Below are 22321 nucleotides of genomic sequence, written 5' to 3' on the forward strand. Positions count from 1 at the left end.
CTCCTTATTTTTCAATTGTTAAATCGTATATGGCTACTACTTCGTTCTCAAATATTTCCCCAGTTTCTTTAAATCCATAACTGAGGTAACAAGATCTTGCATGTTCATTTTCTGGTTCATAAGACAACCAAAGTTTATTGGATAAACCTGCTGGCGCTGTCCGAACATAGTCTAGCACCTTATCCATAATTGGTTTAAAGTATCCTTGATCTTGAAAATGCTTATCAATCATGAAACGAAATAGTAAATAATTTCCATTACTAATTCCGATTTTTTTATCATATGCTAACATCACAAAACCTATGATTGCATCATTATCGTAAACTGCCAATGGAGCTACAAAATCTCCATTTTTTGTGTAGACATATGCTTCAGCTAAACTAATTGCGTTAGTAGCAATAAATTGTTTTTGATATTCTTTAACATCCAAATTCAGAACATCAAAATAATTTTCCATTGTAACATCTCTTAGTTCAATTGTCATAGTCTTGTTCCTTTTTGGATGTTATCAGTGGTGCAAAATAATGTTTACGGCAAACCGAGATATAGGTTTCATTGCCACCTATCTGGATTTGCTCACCATCATAGACTGGCAGACCATTCTGCGTGCGCAAGACCATGGTCGCTTTTTTCTTGCAATACTGGCAAATGGTCTTGATTTCGTCAATCTTATCTGCTAAGAGCAAAAGATATTTTGAACCTTCGAATAGTTCATTACGAAAGTCATTTTTTAAACCAAATGCCATGACAGGTATATCTAACTCATCCACAACACGAGCTAGGTCGTAAACATGATGACGTTTCAAAAACTGGGCCTCATCAACAAGCACACAATAGGGCTTTTCAGGTAAATCTCGGATGAACCCAAAGATATCCGTCGTTTCCTCAATAGCAACTGCTGGTCTTTTCATCCCAATTCGACTTGAAACATAGCCAACACCGTCACGCGTATCCAGAGCCGAAGTCATAATCACAACTCCCTTTCCTTGCTCTTCATAGTTATAGGCTACCTTGAGAATCTCAATCGTTTTTCCTGAGTTCATAGTCCCATAACGATAATACAACTGTGCCATGCTTCTATTTCACGTCCATTTCTAAATTTTTGCTACATTCTAGTATACCATATTTTCTCAAAGCTTTAAACGGCAAATTGTGGTAAAATAGAAGAAATCAAATAACTAGTGGAGGACGCAATTATGCCATTTGTACGCATCGATTTATTTGAAGGACGCACGTTAGAGCAAAAGAAAGCCCTAGCCAAGGAAGTAACGGAGGCCGTTGTTCGCAACACTGGAGCACCTCAATCTGCTGTTCATGTCATTATCAACGATATGCCTGAAGGAACCTATTTCCCACAAGGCGAAATGCGCACTAAATAAAGCTTAAGCAATCTGCTTAGGCTTTTCTTTATAAGTGCCATTCGTTGAATAAAACACTATATTTTGTTACAATTTTAAGAGATATTAGTCTATACAAACAAATAAACTATAAAGGAATTGAAATGATTACACGGGAATTTGATACCATTGCAGCAATCTCCACTCCACTAGGTGAAGGGGCTATTGGGATTGTTCGTTTAAGCGGAACAGATAGCTTTGCTATCGCCCAGAAAATCTTTAAAGGCAAGGACTTGAGCAAGGTTGCTAGCCACACTCTTAACTACGGTCACATTGTTGATCCTCAGTCAGGCAAGGTCATGGATGAGGTTATGGTTGGGGCTATGAAATCTCCAAAGACCTTCACTCGTGAAGACATTATCGAGATCAATACCCACGGTGGAATCGCCGTAACCAATGAAATTCTCCAACTGGCTATCCGTGAAGGTGCTCGTATGGCAGAGCCTGGTGAATTTACTAAGCGTGCCTTCCTTAACGGTCGTGTAGACTTGACTCAGGCCGAGGCTGTTATGGATATCATCCGTGCCAAGACAGACAAGGCCATGAATATTGCGGTCAAACAACTAGACGGTTCTTTATCAGACTTAATTAATAATACTCGCCAGGAAATCCTCAATACTCTTGCACAAGTAGAGGTTAATATTGACTATCCTGAATACGACGATGTTGAAGAAGCCACTACTGCTGTTGTCCGAGAGAAAACATTGGAATTTGAGCAATTACTAACCAATCTCCTAAAAACTGCACGTCGTGGGAAAATCCTACGTGAAGGGATTTCAACGGCTATCATTGGTCGCCCCAACGTTGGGAAATCCAGCCTACTCAACAACCTCTTGCGTGAGGAAAAGGCTATCGTTACAGACATTGCTGGTACTACCCGAGATGTCATCGAAGAATACGTCAACATCAACGGTGTTCCACTGAAGTTGATTGATACTGCAGGTATCCGTGAAACAGATGATATCGTCGAGCAAATCGGTGTTGAACGCTCCAAAAAAGCTCTCAAGGAAGCTGACTTGGTACTACTTGTCTTAAACGCCAGCGAACCTCTAACTGCCCAAGACCGACAACTTCTTGAAATCAGTCAAGATACCAACCGTATCATCCTACTGAACAAAACTGACCTACCTGAGGCTATTGAAACTCAGGAACTTCCTGAAGATGTCATCCGTATTTCAGTCCTTAAAAATCAAAACATCGATAAGATTGAAGAACGGATTAACAGCCTCTTCTTTGAAAATGCTGGCTTGGTCGAACAAGATGCTACTTACTTGTCAAACGCCCGTCACATTTCCTTAATTGAAAAGGCAGTAGAAAGCTTACAAGCAGTTAACGAAGGTCTTGAGCTGGGGATGCCAGTTGATTTACTTCAAGTTGACTTGATCCGTACTTGGGAAATTCTTGGGGAAATCACTGGTGATGCTGCTCCAGATGAACTCATTACACAGTTGTTCAGCCAATTTTGTCTGGGTAAATAAGAAAAAACTAGGCCAAAAAAATGCTAGTCACCTAAAAAGAGGTTGGGACAAAAAGATCCCGACCTCACTTTTTATTATCAATCATAATTTGACGCGGTAGCTGATTGAACTTTTTGTTCGTCTTTTAGACTCCAAAAAGCTCCTAATCATCCTCGCGGGGCTGGGACTACGAAATCAAGACTTTGTCTATCGATTTCTGTCCCACCGCCTTTTCTTTCACCTTCTAAGTTATATCCTGCCTTAGCAGATATTTGCAACAAACTTTACCAGTTCTTTTCTATTTTCACTTAGTCTTTGGGTAATTTTCCAGCTTTTTCAAGCATTTTTTTGATTAAATAAGGCATTTTGACATTTTCCCGACCTTTTTTCTCTATTAATTTTTTAACAAATTCTGGCATTTGTAAGTCTTGTGATTCATCTAAAATATTCTTAGTTTCATCCGAAGGGACTAATTCATCAAAGGTCTCTTCTTCTGGGAGGAATTCTCTAAATTCTTTATGTTCGTTAGCTCGGACAATATTGACCAAGGCATCAATCAAACGAGAATCTGTATTTGGCATTGGTGGACGATGGTAGTTCACACCCAATTCTTGACACAAGTCATGACATTCCACATCGTTGTCAAACAAAACTTCAATGTGTTCACTAATAAAACTAATAGGCACAAAAATATAATGCTCTGGATGTTCTTCCTGTTCTCTAAGATATTCCAAGACATCTGGCTTAATCCAAGGAATACCAATATCACTTTCACTCTGCCAAGTGTTGGTATATTGGTCTGGATTTAAGTCTAATTTCTCAGCAATTAACTTGCTATTTTCGAAAATCTGGTCGATATAGGGATCCAAAATCCAAGGCAAAAATGGGCACACTGTGGGCAGAAAAGATGACTTTAAAGCTATCCTGTTTCACCTTTTCTTTTAAAATCCTAGCAATTTCATCTGTCCAATAGTTTAAGAGGGCTTCTTCTTGATACCAGTCCTTAATAACTAAAAACTGAATTTGTTTGCTTTCCAAAAACTTTTCATAACCCATGACAGAGTAAAAGGAATAGTGTGGCTCCAAAATCAAGCAAATACACTTTTCAATTCCATCTGCTTCCATTTGCCGAATCACATCTGGAATAAAAGGGGTTGAAAATTTATTGGCAAAATAGACACTATATTCATTTCCCAATCTAGCATCTACTAAGGCAACTTCTTCACGGGTAATTTTTTGTAGTGGAGTTCCTCCAATTCGAACATAATTATCATAAAGTGTTTGAATCTCGTGATCTTGAGGTCGAACTCCACGACGAATGTTGGTAAAAAAATCGGCTACTCCTTCAAAGGTAATCTCTTCTGGGGAACCAAATGTCATCATTAAAATCGCTTTTTTCATATTTGCATCCTTGTGATATTTTTATCTTTTTTATTGTATCACTAAAACAGCCATAAGTAAACGCTAACATAAGGATTTTATCTCCCTTCTGACTTTTGTTTTTCTCTTCTTTCTATGATACAATGGTTTTAAAAGAAGGAAAAAAGGAGTTACGATGAAATATTCAACATTGTTGGAGCGTTTTTTGACTTATGTCAAAGTCAATACACGTTCTGACGAACATTCAACCACTACACCAAGTACCCAAAGTCAAGTAGACTTCGCAACCAATGTCCTCATCCCTGAGATGAAACGTGTTGGTTTGCAAAATGTTTACTACCTACCAAACGGTTTTGCTATCGGTACTCTTCCAGCTAACGATCCTAGTTTGACTCGTAAGATCGGCTTTATCTCCCACATGGATACAGCTGATTTTAATGCTGAAGGTGTTAACCCGCAAGTTATTGAAAATTATGATGGTGGCGTTATCGAGCTTGGGAACTCTGGTTTCAAACTAGATCCAGCGGATTTCAAGAGCTTAGAGAAATATCCTGGCCAAACCCTGATTACTACGGACGGAACTACTTTGCTCGGTGCTGACGACAAATCAGGTATCGCGGAAATCATGACAGCTATCGAATACTTGACTGCTCATCCTGAGATTAAACACTGTGAAATCCGTGTTGGCTTCGGACCTGATGAAGAAATCGGTGTTGGTGCCAATAAATTTGATGCAGAGGACTTCAATGTTGACTTTGCTTATACAGTTGATGGCGGACCTCTTGGGGAATTGCAATACGAAACCTTCTCAGCCGCCGGTGCTGAACTTCATTTCCAAGGTCGTAATGTTCACCCAGGAACGGCTAAGGGACAAATGGTTAACGCTCTTCAGTTGGCAATTGACTTCCACAACCAACTTCCTGCAACCGACCGACCAGAATTGACTGAGGGTTACCAAGGGTTCTTCCATCTCATGGATGTAACAGGTAGTGTTGAGGAAGCGCGTGTCAGCTACATCATTCGTGACTTCGAAAAAGAAACCTTTGAAGCGCGTAAAGCTGCTATGCAAGCTATTGCTGATAAGATGAACCAAGAACTTGGTAGTGATCGTGTTACTTTAACTTTGACAGACCAGTACTACAACATGAAAGAAGTCATTGAAAAGGATATGACACCAGTAACCATTGCCAAAGCAGTTATGGAAGACCTTGGTATCACACCTATTATCGAACCGATTCGTGGTGGAACTGATGGCTCTAAGATTTCCTTTATGGGAATTCCAACGCCAAATATCTTCGCTGGTGGCGAGAATATGCACGGACGTTTTGAATACGTTAGTCTACAAACAATGGAACGTGCAGTCGACACCATTATTGGGATTGTAGCTTATAAAGACTAAAGAGATCGGGAAAAAATTCCCGACCTCTTTTTTATCAGCAACCTACTTTTGACACGGTAGCTGTCTGAACTTTTTATTATTCTGCTACTTTTTCTGTTGATTCAGGAGTTATAGCTGTAGGTTTTGATCTTGAATCATCTTGTTTGTCACTTGATGATTCTTTGTTTGTTTCAGCTAGGGCAGCTTTTGTTCTAATTTCTTGATTCAATACTAAGATTTCTTGAGCAACTGATAGAAGAGCTTGCTTGTCTTTGCTAGCTGCTGCTAGTTTATCAAACAGAGCATCGACTTTTTCAAAGTCAGCATCTGAACCATTATTCACTTCCAAATATGTATGAAGGGCAATAACTCCGTTGTATAGTTTTTGATAAAGAACTAAAACCTCTGGGTCTTGTTTAGCATTCTCACGTTCAGTCTGAATGGTTTGTGAAATACGCTTCAGAAGGTCTTGGACTTGCGTGTTTAGTTCATCAAGGTCTGCGTCCTCTTTCTCTAGAGCAGCTTTCAGATTTTTAACTTCGTCAGCAAGTGAAGCTTTCACTCCTTCTTCTTTGACTTGAGCCACTAACTCTTCAGCTTTTGTTAAGAGTTCTTCTACTTGACCTTTTCGAACATGATTGCTTTGTTCCTCAGGCTTAATATCATCATACAAACCTTTCAAAAATTCATAAACTGCCGTTTTAGCACTGTGACCATCCACTTTTTCAGTATCTAGGATCGTTTCAGAAGGCTTACTTGTAACAGGTTCATTCTTCAGAGCTTCTTCAACTTCCAGTTTTGTTTGATAGATTTCTGGGAATAGTTTGTTCAAGTCAGTCGCCTTAAGGAAGGATTGTGATTGATAAAGGGTCCAAGTTAAGTTGGCAACCTTATTTCTAAGAGTATCATTTAAACGACCATCTGACAGATGTTGATAGAAATACTTAATGTACTCCACTGTTGTAACTCCAGTACGATCATTAAAATCTTGTAGAGCTTCTAGTTTAGCTTCAACTGCATCTAAACCAGCCTCATCTTGAGCCAATTTATTTTCTTGGAGTTGAGCTAAGAGATCCTTTTTAGGAAGTCCATAAGCATCCGTATCCAAGGTATTAATCTTATCTACTAAAGCTTGATATTTCTTGTCTAAAGGACTGATTTCTGTTGGTTTTACGCTAGAGTCAACGTGGATGTACTGCTTGTCAAAGAGATCTAAAGCAGCCAGATAACCAGCTGTAGAGTTGGTTGATAGCTTCTTCATATTCTCAGAAAATTGCCCCAAAGCAAGTTCAATCTGTCTTTGAAGAATTGGTTTATCTTTATAGACGTCACGACTCTCTGCCAAGAGTTGATCAATCTTATTTTGAACAGTAGCTTCATCAAAGGCACCTGGTTGGTAGTTGGATTGCAAGGCAGGAATCTTATGTTTCAAAGCCACTTCATAACCTTTAGTCTGTACTTTAATGTAGTGATTATGGTCACCGTGAGGAATGACAAAGCTACCATTTTCAACCTGTAAGCTATAAGGAGAAACACCATCACGTAAAGCAGTTGTATAGAGTTCGTTTAGGAAATCAAGTTCTGCATCGCCTGTTTGAAGCGGAATACGAACGTGTTCTTTTCGAACTGCATAAGGGTGAATGTGAGTTGGGTCGTAAGCCTGGTCTGGATTTCCGAATACAAAGAATCCATTTGAAATTCGGATAGCTTCAAGCGGAACACCATAGGTTTTAGAGATATAGGCTATCTTTTCTTCATCGCTGGCATCTCGAGAGAAACTTTCTACAGTCTTGGCAAGAGGTTTAACAGGTTCTGCCTGATGGTGCCCATGCAAATGCTCTTGTGCTGCCTTTATCTGCTCTGCTGACAAATCTTTCTTAAAGAAATAGTGGGCATGATCTCCATGTGAAACCACAAAACCTTGCTCATCCTCACTAATCACTCGCTCAGCTGCAAAGCCATGATCATGTTCATCTTCATGATGCTCGTGTTTCACTTCATTCTCTTTAGGAGTGTTAGGATTATCTTTTGGAACTTCTGTTTGACCATGACCATGCAAATGCTCTTGCGCTGCCTTTATCTGCTCTTTAGTTAAATCTTTTTTAAAGAAATAGTGGGCATGGTCTCCATGTGAAACCACAAAACCTTGCTCATCTTCTCTAATCACACGCTCAACTGCAAAGCCATGATCATGTTCATCCTCATGATGCTCATGTTTCACTTCATTCTCTTTATGAGTGTTTTGATTATCTTTTGGAACTTCTGTTCGGCCATGCCCATGCAAATGCTCTTGCGCTGCCTTAATCTGTTCTGCTGACAAATCTTTTTTGAAGAAATAGTGGGCATGGTCCCCATGTGAAACTACAAAACCTTGCTCATCTTCTCTAATCACACGCTCAGCGGCAAAGCCATGATCATGTTCATCCTCATGATGGTTCTTATGAGTTACATTTTCATGATCACGCTGAACTGTTGGTTTATTTTGATTTTCTAACGGCTTTGTTAGTGTTAGGGCACCGCCAAGTGGTATCAAACGAGCAATTTTTTGCTCCAAAGCAGACATACTACTATAAGGAATGAAATGGTAGTGATTGCCGTGTGGAATCGCAACTCCTGATGGTGTTCGACTGGTAATTTTAGCTGGGTCAAATACCAAACCATCAGATTCTTGATAGCGTTGACTAACTGGTAAAGCATATAACTGAGCAAGAAGACTTTGGAGGCTATCCTCTTGATCTACTGGGATGCTTGTTGCTGGGCTATCGGCTTGAGAACTTGGTGTAACACTTGGATTTGGTTTATAATCCGTCAGGCTTGGTTGACTTCCTCTTCCAGCTAGATAGGCTTGAGCTGCTGCTAATTCACTTGAAGATAGGGCACTCTTTGGAACGTAGTGATAATGCCCACCGTGAGGAACGATATAAGCATCCCCTGTATCTTCAATAATATCTGCAGCATTAAAGACATAACCATCATCCGTTGTATATCGGCCTTGAGCTCGTGCAGCAAGAACTTCCTCACTTGCATTACCACTATCTGATGTGTGTTCTTGTTTTTGCTGCTCGATTTGTTCTTTGGTACGGACATTATCGGCATGGCTTGCATCTTTTAGATAGACATAGTATTTGCCATCCACTTTGATGATATAGCCACCTTTAATCTCATTGACAATATCTTGATCACGCAACTGATAGTTCGGATCTTTCATGACCAGTTCTTCACTAAAGATTGCATCATAAGGCACCTTACCATTATAGTAATGGAAATGGTCGCCGTGGGAAGTCACATAACCTTGATCAGTGATCTTGGTAACAATCTGTTCAGCTTCTATCCCTTCCTTTTTGCTAACTTGGTCTGGTGTCAGAGATTCATTCTTCTTAGCTTCAGATCCTTTACCGTCAACATAGGATACACGATTATCATCTTTTTTCTCAGGTGCTTGATGTTGATTCAAAGCATAAACGCAGACACTTAAAGCAAGGACCACTGCAGATCCTGCTAAATATTTTTTATTACTCTTCATAATCTCCTCATTTCAATTCTTCAGCTAAGATAGCCATATTTTCTTCTAGGTTTTCTAAGTAGGACTTGTCATTTTGTGGGTCTGCCTCTAAAGGATTGAGTGTTTTCAGACTCACACCTGTTGATTTGACAAGTGTATCAGCTACCTTAGATGATGCATTACTCTCTGTAAAGATGGTTTTGACCTTATAAGTCTTTACAAATTCCTGGATTTCAGTCAATTGTCTTGGACTTGGTTCTTGATCAGGAGATATTCCTGCAATCCCAAGCTGGTTGAGTCCAAATCGTTTTGCCAAATATGAAAAGGCTGTGTGTTGGGTCACAAAGGTCTTTTGATTAGCTTTTTCAAAGATGGGTTGGTATTTCTTGGTTAAGTCATGAGCTTTAGCACTAAAGTTCTGTGCATTTTTCTGATAGGTATCCTTGTTAGTACTGTCCAGTTCGGATAACTTATCAGCAATTATCTGTGCTTCTTCAGCAACCTTTTCAGGATCTAACCATGTGTGAGGATCGTACAAGGTCTTCTCATCAATCCCATCTCCAGCCTGCATATCTTCTAACCCAGGCACGCGCTCCAAGGTCATACCTTCAGATGCTTCCAACACCTTTACCTTGGACTTTTGTAGGCTTGGATCCAAACTTCCCGCCCATGACTCTAATGTATGAGAATGATAAACAAAAACATCGGCATCATAGATGGCTGCAATATCATTTGCAGAAGGCTCAAAGGAATGGATACCAGAACTAGACTGAATCATCCGCACATCATTTAGATCACCTGAAATTTCTTTGACCATGGAATAGACAGGATAAAAACTGGTCACAATCTTCATTTCCTTAGTTTCAACACTCTTGTCTTGACCTGTCTTTTGTCCACAAGCTCCTAAGACAAGAACAAAGAAGGCAAGCATAAGCCATAGGATACTTCTTTTTTTCATAACAACTCCTTAACTAGTATTTAACCATTTAATTAACTAGTAAATAGTTTAACTTTATTTAGAAAATATGTCAAGAATTTTTTCACAATTTCATGAAAAAGAGAACAGAATCCATATTCTGCTCCCTTTTTATCTTCTATAATAGTTGTATAATTACTTACTCTCCTTTAGCAAAACTAATAGCTTTTCAGCTTCTGCCATAATAGTATTGTTGTCCTGAGAACCAAATGACAGGTTATTTTTTAATCCTGTGAGAGTTTCGTTGGCATTGGACTTGAGAATTGGATCCTGAATCTTTTTAAGTAACTCTTCCGCCTCTCTCAGTTTTTCTTCAACCTTTTTAGTTTCAACTTGAGGTTCCTCTGGTTCCGATGATGATTCTTCTTCTGATTCCTCTGGTTCTTTTGGTTTTGGAGATTCTGCGTTCTCATTTTTCGTTTTTCCCTCCTCAATTTTTTCTGTCTGAGGTTTCTCCTCTGTTGGTTTCTCTGTTTGATTGTTAGCAGCTTGACTATTGTGGTTTCTTTGAACATGGTCGCTGGCATTTCCCCAACCACTATCCGAATGCGGACGTTCGTTTGGATGTTCGACATAGTACTTCACAGTCGCAAAGAGATCTTCTAGACTATACCCTTTAGGTGCCTCATAGAGTCCTTCGTCAAACCAACCAAATTTAATGTTATGGTAATGGTCGTAATGAGGTATAATTAAGCTACTATTTTTAACTTCAACAGTATGTTGTAGATTGTAAGGAATATGATCAAGTGGAACCTTCTTAGCTGCTTTTACTCGATTGTAAATCGCTTCTGCTCCCTTAGCTTCAGTATTTCCTGAACTTTGATGATTTGTTGAAGGAGGTGTCAAACCTTTCTCTTTAGCATAAGCTTGACCTGCTGCTCTTTCAGCTTCAGACAAACTATCTTTCTTAATCCAATGACTGTGGCTCATATGCGGAGTTACATAGGCCTCCCCCTCATCACTGGTGATATCACGGGGATCAAAGATATAGCCATCTTCTGTTGTATACTTGCCTGCCAACTTGGCTACTTGAATCTCATTATCTGTGTAAGTTATTTGTGCATTTGGTTTTCCTAAACGTTCTGGATGACGAATCGGCGCTAGAAAAGCAAGGATATCATCAACTAACTTGACTTTATCACTTGACTCATCGTTGAGACGTTCCAATAGTCTATCCAAAGCGTCAAAATCAGCTTGGCGCCCTTTATTGGAAATCAAATCTTGATGAACTGTTGCTAGTAAATCATAAACTTTGTTGTAAAATTTTTGATAACCAGATGCAAGATTGGTTTTCTTAGCTCCTAACTCATGAGACAAACTTTCTTGTTTGGCAAGTTTATTATCAATGGCTGCAACAGTTTCTACTGAAAGTTCCTTGGCAGAAATATAACGCGAAATTCCATTCTCTTCGAAGACATAACCATCAACCACCTTTCGAATCGCCTGTTTTACAAATTTTCCATCAATTGGATTGCTTGGAGCTGGTTGAGGATTTGGTACAGGTTGTGGACTTGGTATTGGGGTAGGCTCTGGAGCAGGGATTGGATTTGGAAGACTTGGAGTCGGAATTGGTTTTAATTCTTTACCACCTGCAGTTGTATGATTTCCTTGATAATTTTCAGAAATCATTCTCGCAATCTTCTGCTCTAAATCAGACATTTGAGAATAAGGGATAAAATGATAGTGATCCCCATGAGGTACCGCTACCCCATTCGCAGTTTTTCTTGTAATTTGCGCTGGATCAAAGACAAGCCCATCTGATTCCACATGTCGTTGGCTAAGTGGCAAGGCATAAAGTTGTTTCAAAAGACTAGATACATCTTCACTTGGACTTGCTTGATAACTATTATCCACTTGTGGGCTAACAGTTGGAGCCCATCTACTAATATTTGTCTCAACATTACTTTGATTTGTTTGTCCATATGAACTACTATTCGATGCCTCTGATGAGCTACTGCTAGAAGAATTTATTGACGGACGATACCCAACTGAGCTTGTTTGACTACCTTTACCAGATAAGAAGGCTCGAGCTGCAGCTAATTCACTGGCAGACAAGTCACTCTTTGGAATATAATGAAAGTGATTGCCATGTGGAACGATGTAAGCATCGCCAGTATCCTCGATAATATCACTTGCATTAAAAACATAGCCGTCATCCGTTGTATAACGTCCCTGAGCCCTTGCTAGGGTAACTTCATTGCTAACTTTTGTTCCACTACCATGTCCGTGTTCTTGCTTCTGACGATTGATCTCATCCTTACTACGAATATTTTCTGCATGGGATGCATCTTTGAGGTATACATAATAGCGACCATCAACCTTGATGACATAACCACCCTTGACTTCGTTGACAATGTCTGAATCCTTCAACTGATAATTCGGATCTTTCATCAGAAGTTCTTCACTAATGATTGCATCATAAGGAACCTTGCCATTAAAGTAATGATAATGGTCCCCATGTGAAGTTACGTAACCTTGATCGGTAATCTTAACGACGATCTGCTCAGCATTGATCCCCTCTCGCTGACTAACCTCATCAGGCGTCAGATTTTCAGTCTTAGCACCAGCCTGATTCCCTTCTATATAAGACACACGATTAGACTCTTTGCTAGTCTGTACTGCTTGGTAACGCCCCAATTCATAACTTGAAAGGCTTAAAGTCAAAAGAGCTACTGAACCAAGAACATATTTTTTATTGATTTTCATCTAAACACACTTCCTATTTCATTTATTCGTTAAATAAAGAACTACACTTTTTCCTAAAGAACTTCCTTAACTGGTTAATTATATAATTGAAAAACGAAAACACTTTTAAAACTCCTCCTTCTATTTTCTATTTATCAAACAAGATTTGAGCGAGTGAGTTACCTCTTTATGTACTTAACCAGTTATTTAACTAGTTAATAGTTTACTCCTATAACATAAATCTGTCAAGAATTTTTTTGTCTTTCAGGTAAAATCTAGATAAAAAAGAGGAATATCCCCTAGTATGAGATAGATTCCTCTTTATAATATTTTAGTGTTGAAATGGCATAAAATCCGAAACAAAGGAAATGTTATCCTTATCTTCTGCGTTGACAAAATTTAAAAATAGCTTTTGAAATTCTTCAAATTCATAGTCTGAATGGCAAATCCATTCTTTACCGGTAGAGACATACCATTTCCCAAGACTTGTAAGTTCTTCCTTGGTTAAGGATGGTACATGAGAGCAATGTTCAAAGTTAATAATATAAACTTTTTCATAGATTGATTTGATAAAATCTTTGAGCATAAACTTTCCTCGCTTAAATTTTATACCTAATAACTAGTTGTACTATTCAATCACTTGGGTCTCAGCTAGTTTTTTGTACCAATGTGCAGATTTCTTAGGATAACGTTCTTGTGTATCGAAATCAACATAGAAAAGTCCGTAACGTTTTTCATAACCATTAGACCATGAGAAGACGTCCATCAATGACCAGATGAAGTATCCTTTGACGTTCGCACCATCTGCAATCGCATCAGACAATACTTCCAAGTGTTGTTTCACATAATCAATACGGCCATCATCGTAAACAGTGTTGTCCACAAATTCATCTTTGTATCCAAGTCCGTTTTCAGTGATGTAGATCTTCTTGTAGTTTGGATAATCTTTCTTAACACGCATGATTTGATCATACAAACCTTGAGGGTAGATGATCCAGTCCCAGTCAGTACGAGGTACATAGTCAGGAGCTACACGACGACCAACACCTTTAATTTGATACTTAGAGCTTCCTTTTTCACCTTTACCGTTATGGATAATCTCAGTTTCTCCATCAAAGGCTTCCATCCAGTCACTCATGTAGTAGTTAATTCCAAGGAAGTCGTTCAAATCTTTAGCTGCTTCAAGTGCTGCAAAGTCTTCGTCACGAAGATCCAAGCTACCACCATTTACTGATAAGATGTGGTTTACACCTTCCATTGTTGCATCTGAATAGTGTCCAAGGTATGTAGCATCCAAGATAAATTTGTTGTGGATGATATCTTCCAACTCAGCAGCACGAACGTCTGCAGGATTTTTAGGATCCAATGGATACTTAGTTGGAAGGGCGTGAACAACCCCGATTTCACCTTTGTAGCCTTTGTCTTTGTACAATTTCACAGCACGTGCATGAGAAACCATCATATTGTGGTGGGATTGGAAGACTTTCGCAAGGTCATATTGAATACCTGGTGGGAATTTACCGACCAAGTATTGACCGTCACCGATTGGTCCAATTTCATTAAAGGTTGTCCAGTAGTTTACTTCTGGAAATTCTTCAAAACAGAAGGCCGCATAATCTACAAAGTGTTCAATGTTTTCACGATTTAAGAAGTCTCCATTTGAGTGAAGAGCTTCAGGTGTATCAAAGTGATGAAGAGTAACAAACGGTTCTACATGGCGTTTATGACATTCTGCAAATAAGTTATGATAGAATTCTACCCCTTTTGGATTTACTTCACCATAACCAGTTGGAAAAATACGTGACCAAGCAATTGAAATACGGATACCGTTTACCCCATATTCCTCAGCCAACTGCAAATCTACTGGATATTTATGGTAGAAATCACTCGCTGGTTCAGCTGTGTACCAATAGTTATCTGCTAGGTATTTGTCCCAGGCAACAGGACCTTTACCATCTGTATGTGTAGCACCTTCAGCTTGATAAGCTGCTGTTGCGCCACCGAAAATAAAATCTTTAGGAAGTGTTTTTGTCATTTTTTCACCTATTTCTTGATTGGATAAAATGAAAAGTGAGAGGAGAGGAGTTAGTGAGCTATCCATCTCCATCTCACTTCTTGTAGCAAGTCACCGAATTGTGACATGAGGAGGTAAAAACGATATTTTTTTACCGACGAATTAACAAGGCGATTAGGAAATTCGCCATAGCGATTTCCGTAATGATAGGAAACCGTTTCACAGTCCCTAAGGTTAGTCGAATTGTGACATGAGGAGGTAAAAACGATATTTTTTTACCGACGAATTAACAAGGCGATTAGGAAATTCGCCACAGCGATTTCCGTGATGATAGGAGACTGTTTTACAGTCCCTATCATCAATCGAATTGCGCTTGAACAAATGCAAGAGCACCTTTACCGTCACGAGTCAACTTGATGTATTGAGCTCCTTCAGTCTTAGCCAATTTGATTCCAAGTTTATCTGTTTCAGCCTTCATATCTTCGAAGTTTGAAGCGACCTGTGGTGCTAAGATAACCAAATCAAACTCAGGTAGCATCTCACGGTGAGCACCGTAACCACCAGCAGCGGCCTTCACAGGAACATTGTATTCTGCAGCAGCTTTATTCAAAGCATTGGCAAGAAGACCACTTGTTCCTCCACCCGCACAAAGAACGAGGACGTTTGTTTCTTCAGTAATTGTATTTTGTGCTGATTCTACTCTAGCTTTTTCAAGAATAGCATCTGCTTTTGCAGTGTTAAAGTTTGCTGCAACTTTTTCTTTTAATTCATCATTAGCTTTACCTGAACGTTCTTCTTCAAGAATTTGTTCATCATAAACCTTGAGGAATGGATAGTAGATAACAATATCTACTACAATTAATAATGCTGCAAGAGCGAATGATAAGAACTGGAAGTTTGTACCAAGAACAATACCAAGAGGTCCTGGTGTAGTCCATGGAAGGTTGGCAGTAAATGAGTTCATGCCAAGAGTTTCGATAAAGAACTTAAAGATCCATACGTTTGCAATAGGTGCGAAGATAAATGGAATAAAGAAGATTGGGTTCAAAACAAGTGGTGCACCAAACAAGATTGGTTCGTTTACACCGAAGAATGTAGGAACTACTGAAGCACGACCGATTGCACGGTTACGTTTAGATTTTGTTAACCACATGAACATGAATGGAACAACCAGTGTCGCACCTGTACCACCCATAGTGACGATAAACATTTGTGTACCAGATGTAAGGATCTTATCAGCGTGCATACCTTGTTGAAGAAGGTTCAAGTTGACTTCGGCATTTGCATAAGTGATCGCTGCAATGGCAGGTTCAACGATAGATGGGCCGTGAATACCGACAAACCAGAAGAAGGCAAAAGCACCAAAGATAATAGTAATACCAAGATAACCGTCTGCTGCTGAGAATAATGGAGCAAAGAATTTACCAATTGATTCTGCAACGCTTGCACCAACAAATTGACGAGCGAGCAAGTCAAGAGCATAAAGAGAAACAACTGAAAGCGTAAACGGAATAACGTCTTTAAAGACTTGTGAGATATTCGGTGGAACTTCGTCAGGCATGCGAATAGTAACGTTGTTCTTCACACAAACCTTATAGATAGCTACAGTTACAAAAGCTGCCAGGAAGGCTGAAAGCAACCCTTTTGTACCAAGGAAACCAGTTGCAAAGCCACCCTCGATTGGGTCAGCTGCTAACATCAGCAAACCAACAATAGCCGCCAATAGCGTTGACATATAGTTGATTTGGTTGGTTTTCTCCATACTACGATTGACGGAGTCTGTTAAAGATTTAGCAGTGGTACCAGCTACCAAGACTGCTAGAATCCCCATAGAGTAGCTGTAAGGTTTCATCAAAAGTGCTACTACTTCATCAGACCATTTAAAGCCCCAAGAGTTTGGAACAAAAGCAATCAAGATAAAAATACTTGAGAAGAGAATGACTGGCATTCCTGCGATAAATCCATCCCGAATAGCACGAAGATAGATATTTCGAGATAGTTTTTCAAAGAAAGGCTTCCCTTTCTCGATATAGGCAATTAACTTATTCATTATTTAGCTCCTCTTTTATAAAGTTCGATTAAATGGTGCATCAAATCTTTTAACAAAATAGTTGTCATCAAGTGATCTTGGCCATGCATCATGGTCACGCTATAAGCCAAATCATCACCTGCAGCTTCCTTGGTTAAAAGACTCGTTTGCGCGTGGTGTGCTTCAGCGATACAGCTACCAGCTTCCTCAACTAAGCTATCCGCTTTCGCAAAATCACCTGCTTCAGCAGCCTTCAAAGCTTCCAATAATTTTGAACGAGCATCGCCAGCATAGGCTACGATTTCAAAACCTAACAATGTTACTTCTTCTCTATTCATGATAGAATACTCCTTATATTTTTTAATAGATGTTATGACAATAAACGTTGAATGTGTAGAACAAGATAAACTCGTTCACTCTTGTAGAGGTCAAGACCAGTTTCCTGAGCAATGACTTCATAAATTTTGCTACCAATTTCGAATGCTTCTGGATAGGTATTCTTTATATGTTCTTCCATATCGAGCAAGGATTGATTATCATCGCGACTACGATCCAGATAATCCAAGAAATAATTGAGATGAATCATAAAGCGGTCGTAGAAATTATTATTTTCAGGTGTTCGCTGTATTTTATAGCTCTTCAAAACGCTTTCGACCCTCTTTAAAATTTCCTTTCTCTTATCAATCGACTCAACCACTTCGACTTCATTTTCACCTTCTGCATTGATGAAGTGATAAGCGATACGAATGATCTCGTCTTCAGGAAAATTTTCTGTCAGTTTTTGACGATAAATTTCAAAAGCTTCTTGTGCAATTTGAAAAGCGATAGGATACTTGGCAGAAATATCAGGCAAGTTACTATCCTTATAGCGTCCTTGACTAATAGCCTGATAAGAACAATAGATATGGTCTGTCAGAGTGACGTATAGATACTCTTGGACAGGATATTGATATTTTTTAGAAAGATTATCAATTATCTCATAAGTGACCGTAATAAAATCAAGCGGTACATCCTTGAGAAGAGCCATAAAATTTTCTCGCGACTCTTCTGTTTTCATCCGGAAAACTTTTTCAACCTGATCCTCAGAAATCAAATCTCCCTTCTTCTTACCGAATGAAATACCCTTACCAATTACGATCAACTCCTCTCCCTTGCTATTACGCACAAGAGAAACATTGTTATTCATTGGATTTAATATCCGATACATGGCAACCTCCTTGCCCTATTATTTAAGTTTTGTGAGCATAAAAAATGACCACAAATGAACTCAGAAAATATACATCTGAGTCATCTGTGATCATGCCTAATATTACTTAGTAACACTCACTTTGTATTAACTTGTGACTTTAGTATACCACAAGAATGATTTTTTGTAAACCTTTACATACAACTTTTTTTAAAAGTTTTTTTACTAGGTTTTAGGACATAAAGGGGGAAGTTTACACACGTTCAGTCCATGAAGTAGCTGTTGTTTGAAGTACTTTATTAAGTTCATCAATGTTTTCAAATCCAGTTGTACGAAGCCATTCGCGAGCTGCTGCTTCACCATCTTTGATGTAAGCTTCAACTGATCCAGCCCATGTTGCACGTCCACAAAGAACTCCGTTGAAGTTTGCGCCTGATTCGTGGGCAAAGACAAGAGTTTCTTGGAATAGCTTAGCGGATACACCTGCACTCAAGTAGATGTAAGGAAGATTAGTAGCTTCGTCTTGGGCTTTGAAGAATGCTGCTGCTTCTTCACGTGTATGAACAACTTCACCTTCAGCAAAGCCTTCAACGTACTTAACGTTAACTGGAACTTCTACTTTCAAGACATCGATGTTAAAGCGTGGATCTGAGAATACTTTCATCGCACCGATAACCTTGTGTGGTTTCACTTTAGCGTATTCTGCAGAACCTGCATCAGCAATCTTTTCATCGTAAGCCAAGATTTCAAGGAAGAATGGAATGTCTTCAGCCACACACTCAGAACCAATACGTTCGATGTAGGCTTGTTTTTGTTGGTTGAGTTCGTCAGAGCTATCTACGTCATAGTAAAGCAAGAACTTAACAGCATCTGCACCTTGTTCTTTGATACGTTTTGCAGACCAAACATCCAAGCAGTCTGGCAAGCGTTTTGTGCTTGTTGTGTCGTATCCTGTTTTTTCATAAGCGAGGAGAAGACCAGCTTTTGGATCAAGTGCTTTAGTCGCTGGAAGTCCGTACTCAGGGTCAAGAAGCATTGATGAAGCGTATTTAGTCAATTCATCCGCTACCAACACTTTAAGTTCTTCCATTTGAGCTACTGTTGGCTCTTCTGTTTGGTATTGAGCCATAAGGCGTTTCAAAGCACCACGTTGGTCAAAAGCAAGAGCTGAGATGATACCATTTTCGTCTGAGAGTTTTTCCAAACATGCACGTTTATTTTCTGTTAAAACCATTTTATACCTCTTTCACTACTAGTTGGTCATATAGGCCTTGATAGTTAGCCATATTGACATGACCGGTCATTTTTTCTTGAGCATTTAGCATACCAAGGACATTCGCCTTAGTCAGCAATTCTTGATCAGATTCTTTATGGAAAAGACCTGATGCAATACCTGCAACGGTTGAATCACCAGATCCAACTGGGTTTACAACTTGGATTTTTGGAATATCCACTTTATAGAAAGTGTCCCCGTGTTTTGCAAAGGCACCATTAGCACCTAAGGAAACGATAATCCACTCAATTCCTTCAAATAGGGGCTCTTGAAGAACCTCTTTTAATTCATCCAAGTCTTTAGAAATTTCTCTTCCTAAAAGTTGAGACAATTCTTCATTATTTGGTTTGATAACTGTTGGCTTATGTGGAGATTCAAGAACCGCCTGAAGTGCAGATCCTGAACAGTCCAAGACAACAGGTTTACCAGCTTGGTTAGCAAGTTCAACCAGACTAGCATAATAGTCAACAGGAAGTCCTGCTGGTAGACTACCTGAAATGGCTACTACCTCTACAGTCTCTAAAAGTTTCTTGAAATGGGCCAAGAAATCTTGACCTTCTTGTTCTTGAACTTTAGGACCTTTTTCTAGGATTTCTGTTTGATTTTCTCCATGTAGAATTGCGATACAGTTACGGGTTTCACCTTGAATAGAGAAGAAACGTTTGCTTACTTTATCATCAATATTTTCTACTAAAAAATCACCAAGTTTACCACCAACAAGTCCTGTCGCGACTACAGAATCACCAAATTCTGATAGAACTCGTGTAACATTGAGTCCCTTACCACCCGCTGTTTTCGTAACATCGACAACACGGTTGACAGTGTCAATTTTCAATTCATCCAAAGGATATGAAATATCGATGGATGGGTTCATTGTGACTGTTAAAATCATAAGTCACCTCTTAGTCGTGGTATTCACCGCGATCCCATTTTTCAAGGAACTCTGTAAAGAAGTTGGCATCTGTTTGATGATCGTTATGAGTTTCAACGTGTTGGATTTTAGCGATCAATTTTTTATTTTCTTCAGATGGTTTGTATTCAGCGTTAATGAAAGCTTCAATGATATCACACATAAGCAATTCACCAGTGATTTTACCACCAAATCCGATAACGTTAGCATTCAATTGTTCTTTTGCATAAAGAGCTGTTGTCATATCACGAACCAAAGCAGAACGAACACCTGGAACTTTGTTAACAGCATTATTGATACCTACACCAGTACCACAGATACATACACCAAGATCAGCTTGGCCACTAACTACTGCTTCACCAACTTTTTTACCAAAGATTGGGTAGTGGGTACGAGCGTGGTCATAAGTACCAAAGTCGATGACTTCATGTCCTTTTGATTTCAAAAATTCTGAAACCGCCATTTTTTCATTTGTTACGATGTGGTCACATCCAATTGCAATTCTCATTTTTATCTTACCTTTCTTTCGTTATAAAAATTAGCACATTTTGTTCAACATGTCGACACGAATTTGGTGACGACCGCCGTCATACTTACCATTTACAAAGCCTTTAGCAATGTTTTTAGCCAATTCGTCACCAACGAGTTGAGCACCCATAGTAATCATACGTGAGTTGTTGTGACCACGAGTCATATAGGCTGAACGTTCGTCAGATACTTCTGCTGCAACCATTCCCTTGATTTTAGTTGCAACCATAAATGGACCTGCACCATAAGCATCAATGACAATACCAAGGTTTTGTTCTTCTTTTTTAACTTCTTCAGCAACTGCAAGAGTTACATCAACGAAGTCTTGACCTTCAGCTGTAACATCCACAACGTGGAAGTTTTCTTTTTCCAAGAAATCTTTAACGACTTCTTTCAATCTCAAACCTGCAGCATCTGCACCAATAACAATAGACATATTGTATACTCCTTTTTTATATAGACCAGTAAAAATTTTTTGGTTCTGGAAAGAAAATGACCATCACCAAGTAGTTACTGGTAGTTTTTGTTGACTATTTTAGTTTAAGAATGATTTATCTAATCACTCTTTGTAACTTCTCCTTGGAGAAATTGGAAGAATAACTTGTTAAAACAAACACAAATTGTTCTTTCTAAACATAATATACTACTATTGTTTAAAAAAGTCAACAGTTTATGTTTGTTTTTGTTTATTTTTTAGAGAATTTCTATATCAAAACCAATTTGATCACTTTGACCTGGATTTAAGATTCGAACATTTTTCTTATCTTCTAGATGATCGCCCTCTTCGAGTGAAGTTGACAAACCTGACCAAGGTTCAAGAGCAAGGAAGGGACCTTTATTAAGCGTTGACCAAACGATGAGGTTTGGAAACTCCTTAAAGTCTAGTTTCAACCCTTTATCATGCTTACGTGACCGTAAGGAAACAGAGCGAGAGGCTAACTCGTCTAAAGTCACAGCATCATAGCTAAAGAAATCATAGTTTAGATCCAATTCTTTTTGGTCTTTTAACCAGCTACTTCTATCTTGAAAATCTAACATCCCTGTTTCTGGGAATGGTTTAGGAACTGTACAAGTTTCTGACTTTTCAAATTCAAGATAGTAGTCTTCATAAGCTTCATCATCAAATAAAGGACAGTTAAAGCCAGGATGTCCACCAATAAAGTAAGGCATTTTCTTATCTGTTTCCTTATTGGTAACTTGATACTGTGTTCGAATAGTCTTTCCCGTAACAGTATAAGTTATTTCTAGACGAAAATGATAGGGATAGTTCTCATACATTTCTTGGTCATCTTCGATAGCAAAGGTGACAGAGTTCTCTGTTTGTTCTACTAATTCAAATTCTTTTTTTCGAACCAATCCATGACGTGGAATTTTACCTTTTACTTGACTACCATCTTCTTGATCATACAAGACACTATCATTTCTAACGGATCCACAAATTGGAAATAAAACAGGTGCTTGTCCACTCCAGTAAGTTGGATTTCCCTGCCACAAATACTCCATTCCATCTTTGTCTTTTATTGAAGAAAGTGCACCACCAAAAGTTTGAAACTGTACACATAGCTGTTCTGTTTTTAATTCAATCATTAGAATTACCTCCATTTAT

Annotated in this window: 18 protein-coding genes and 1 pseudogene; 3 read left to right on the forward strand and 16 right to left on the reverse strand. The window is 38.9% G+C overall.

Translation table 11 applies throughout. From position 1 onward, the window contains the following. Positions 1–4: 4 nt before the first annotated feature. A complete protein-coding gene (locus tag O3658_RS01110) occupies positions 5–484 on the reverse strand; it encodes a GNAT family N-acetyltransferase (RefSeq protein ID WP_049527097.1) in 480 nt (159 codons plus the stop codon). Continuing rightward, on the reverse strand, positions 474–1073 hold the full coding sequence (locus O3658_RS01115; RefSeq protein WP_371558983.1) for a thymidine kinase: 600 nt from the start codon (positions 1071–1073) through the stop codon (positions 474–476). Before O3658_RS01115 ends, O3658_RS01110 begins: the two co-directional genes overlap by 11 nt. A 123-nt stretch (positions 1074–1196) precedes the next feature. On the opposite strand from O3658_RS01115, the gene O3658_RS01120 reads away from it, so the two are divergent. Both O3658_RS01120 and mnmE read left to right on the forward strand, forming a co-directional pair. Continuing rightward, complete coding sequence (locus tag O3658_RS01120) at positions 1197–1379, forward strand: 4-oxalocrotonate tautomerase (RefSeq protein ID WP_001117401.1); 183 nt, start codon at positions 1197–1199, stop codon at positions 1377–1379. A gap of 122 nt (positions 1380–1501) precedes the next feature. Next, a complete protein-coding gene (gene mnmE, locus O3658_RS01125; RefSeq protein ID WP_371558984.1) occupies positions 1502–2875 on the forward strand; it encodes a tRNA uridine-5-carboxymethylaminomethyl(34) synthesis GTPase MnmE in 1374 nt (457 codons plus the stop codon). A 563-nt stretch (positions 2876–3438) separates the two neighbouring features. Here the strand turns inward: mnmE and hemH are convergent. Then, positions 3439–4255 (reverse strand): annotated as a pseudogene (gene hemH, locus O3658_RS01130) (ferrochelatase); the annotation flags it as partial. Positions 4256–4409: 154 nt separating this feature from the next. Here hemH and pepT point away from each other — a divergent pair. Continuing rightward, positions 4410–5633, forward strand: coding sequence for a peptidase T (gene pepT, locus O3658_RS01135; RefSeq protein WP_371558985.1), 1224 nt, complete (start codon positions 4410–4412; stop codon positions 5631–5633). A gap of 76 nt (positions 5634–5709) precedes the next feature. On the opposite strand, the gene O3658_RS01140 is transcribed toward pepT, so the two are convergent. The 13 genes from O3658_RS01140 to O3658_RS01200 all read right to left on the reverse strand — a co-directional run bounded on the left by O3658_RS01140 (position 5710) and on the right by O3658_RS01200 (position 22302). Further along, positions 5710–9135: a pneumococcal-type histidine triad protein gene (locus tag O3658_RS01140; protein WP_371558986.1), complete on the reverse strand. Its 3426-nt coding sequence runs from the start codon at positions 9133–9135 to the stop codon at positions 5710–5712. A 7-nt stretch (positions 9136–9142) separates the two neighbouring features. Further along, complete coding sequence (locus O3658_RS01145) at positions 9143–10072, reverse strand: metal ABC transporter solute-binding protein, Zn/Mn family (RefSeq protein WP_371558987.1); 930 nt, start codon at positions 10070–10072, stop codon at positions 9143–9145. Between the two features lie 153 nt (positions 10073–10225). Then, the gene (locus O3658_RS01150) at positions 10226–12796 is read right to left on the reverse strand and encodes a pneumococcal-type histidine triad protein (protein ID WP_371558988.1); all 2571 of its coding nucleotides are present in this window, start codon (positions 12794–12796) and stop codon (positions 10226–10228) included. 310 nt (positions 12797–13106) lie between these two features. Next, positions 13107–13361 (reverse strand): DUF3884 family protein, encoded by a 255-nt coding sequence (locus tag O3658_RS01155; protein WP_301560180.1) that lies wholly within the window; start codon positions 13359–13361, stop codon positions 13107–13109. 42 nt (positions 13362–13403) lie between these two features. After that, the gene (gene lacG, locus O3658_RS01160; RefSeq protein WP_371558989.1) at positions 13404–14810 is read right to left on the reverse strand and encodes a 6-phospho-beta-galactosidase; all 1407 of its coding nucleotides are present in this window, start codon (positions 14808–14810) and stop codon (positions 13404–13406) included. 337 nt (positions 14811–15147) lie between these two features. Next, on the reverse strand, positions 15148–16839 hold the full coding sequence (locus O3658_RS01165) for a lactose-specific PTS transporter subunit EIIC (protein ID WP_371558990.1): 1692 nt from the start codon (positions 16837–16839) through the stop codon (positions 15148–15150). After that, positions 16839–17156, reverse strand: coding sequence for a PTS lactose/cellobiose transporter subunit IIA (locus O3658_RS01170; protein ID WP_045763395.1), 318 nt, complete (start codon positions 17154–17156; stop codon positions 16839–16841). The genes O3658_RS01165 and O3658_RS01170 overlap by 1 nt, the downstream gene beginning before the upstream one ends. A gap of 32 nt (positions 17157–17188) precedes the next feature. After that, the gene (locus O3658_RS01175; protein WP_049510215.1) at positions 17189–18025 is read right to left on the reverse strand and encodes a PRD domain-containing protein; all 837 of its coding nucleotides are present in this window, start codon (positions 18023–18025) and stop codon (positions 17189–17191) included. 232 nt (positions 18026–18257) lie between these two features. Then, the gene (gene lacD, locus O3658_RS01180; protein WP_371558991.1) at positions 18258–19238 is read right to left on the reverse strand and encodes a tagatose-bisphosphate aldolase; all 981 of its coding nucleotides are present in this window, start codon (positions 19236–19238) and stop codon (positions 18258–18260) included. 1 nt (position 19239) lies between these two features. After that, positions 19240–20169, reverse strand: a complete 930-nt coding sequence (locus O3658_RS01185; protein ID WP_371558992.1) for a tagatose-6-phosphate kinase — start codon at positions 20167–20169, stop codon at positions 19240–19242. Between the two features lie 10 nt (positions 20170–20179). Then, positions 20180–20695: a galactose-6-phosphate isomerase subunit LacB gene (lacB, locus tag O3658_RS01190; protein WP_001216925.1), complete on the reverse strand. Its 516-nt coding sequence runs from the start codon at positions 20693–20695 to the stop codon at positions 20180–20182. A 30-nt stretch (positions 20696–20725) separates the two neighbouring features. Next, entirely contained in the window at positions 20726–21151 is a 426-nt protein-coding gene (gene lacA, locus O3658_RS01195) for a galactose-6-phosphate isomerase subunit LacA (RefSeq protein ID WP_000029280.1), read from the reverse strand. A gap of 257 nt (positions 21152–21408) precedes the next feature. Beyond that, complete coding sequence (locus O3658_RS01200) at positions 21409–22302, reverse strand: aldose 1-epimerase family protein (protein WP_371558993.1); 894 nt, start codon at positions 22300–22302, stop codon at positions 21409–21411. Positions 22303–22321 lie beyond the last annotated feature (19 nt).

The organism is Streptococcus sp. 27098_8_69, assembly GCF_041432445.1.
Lineage (GTDB): Bacteria > Bacillota > Bacilli > Lactobacillales > Streptococcaceae > Streptococcus.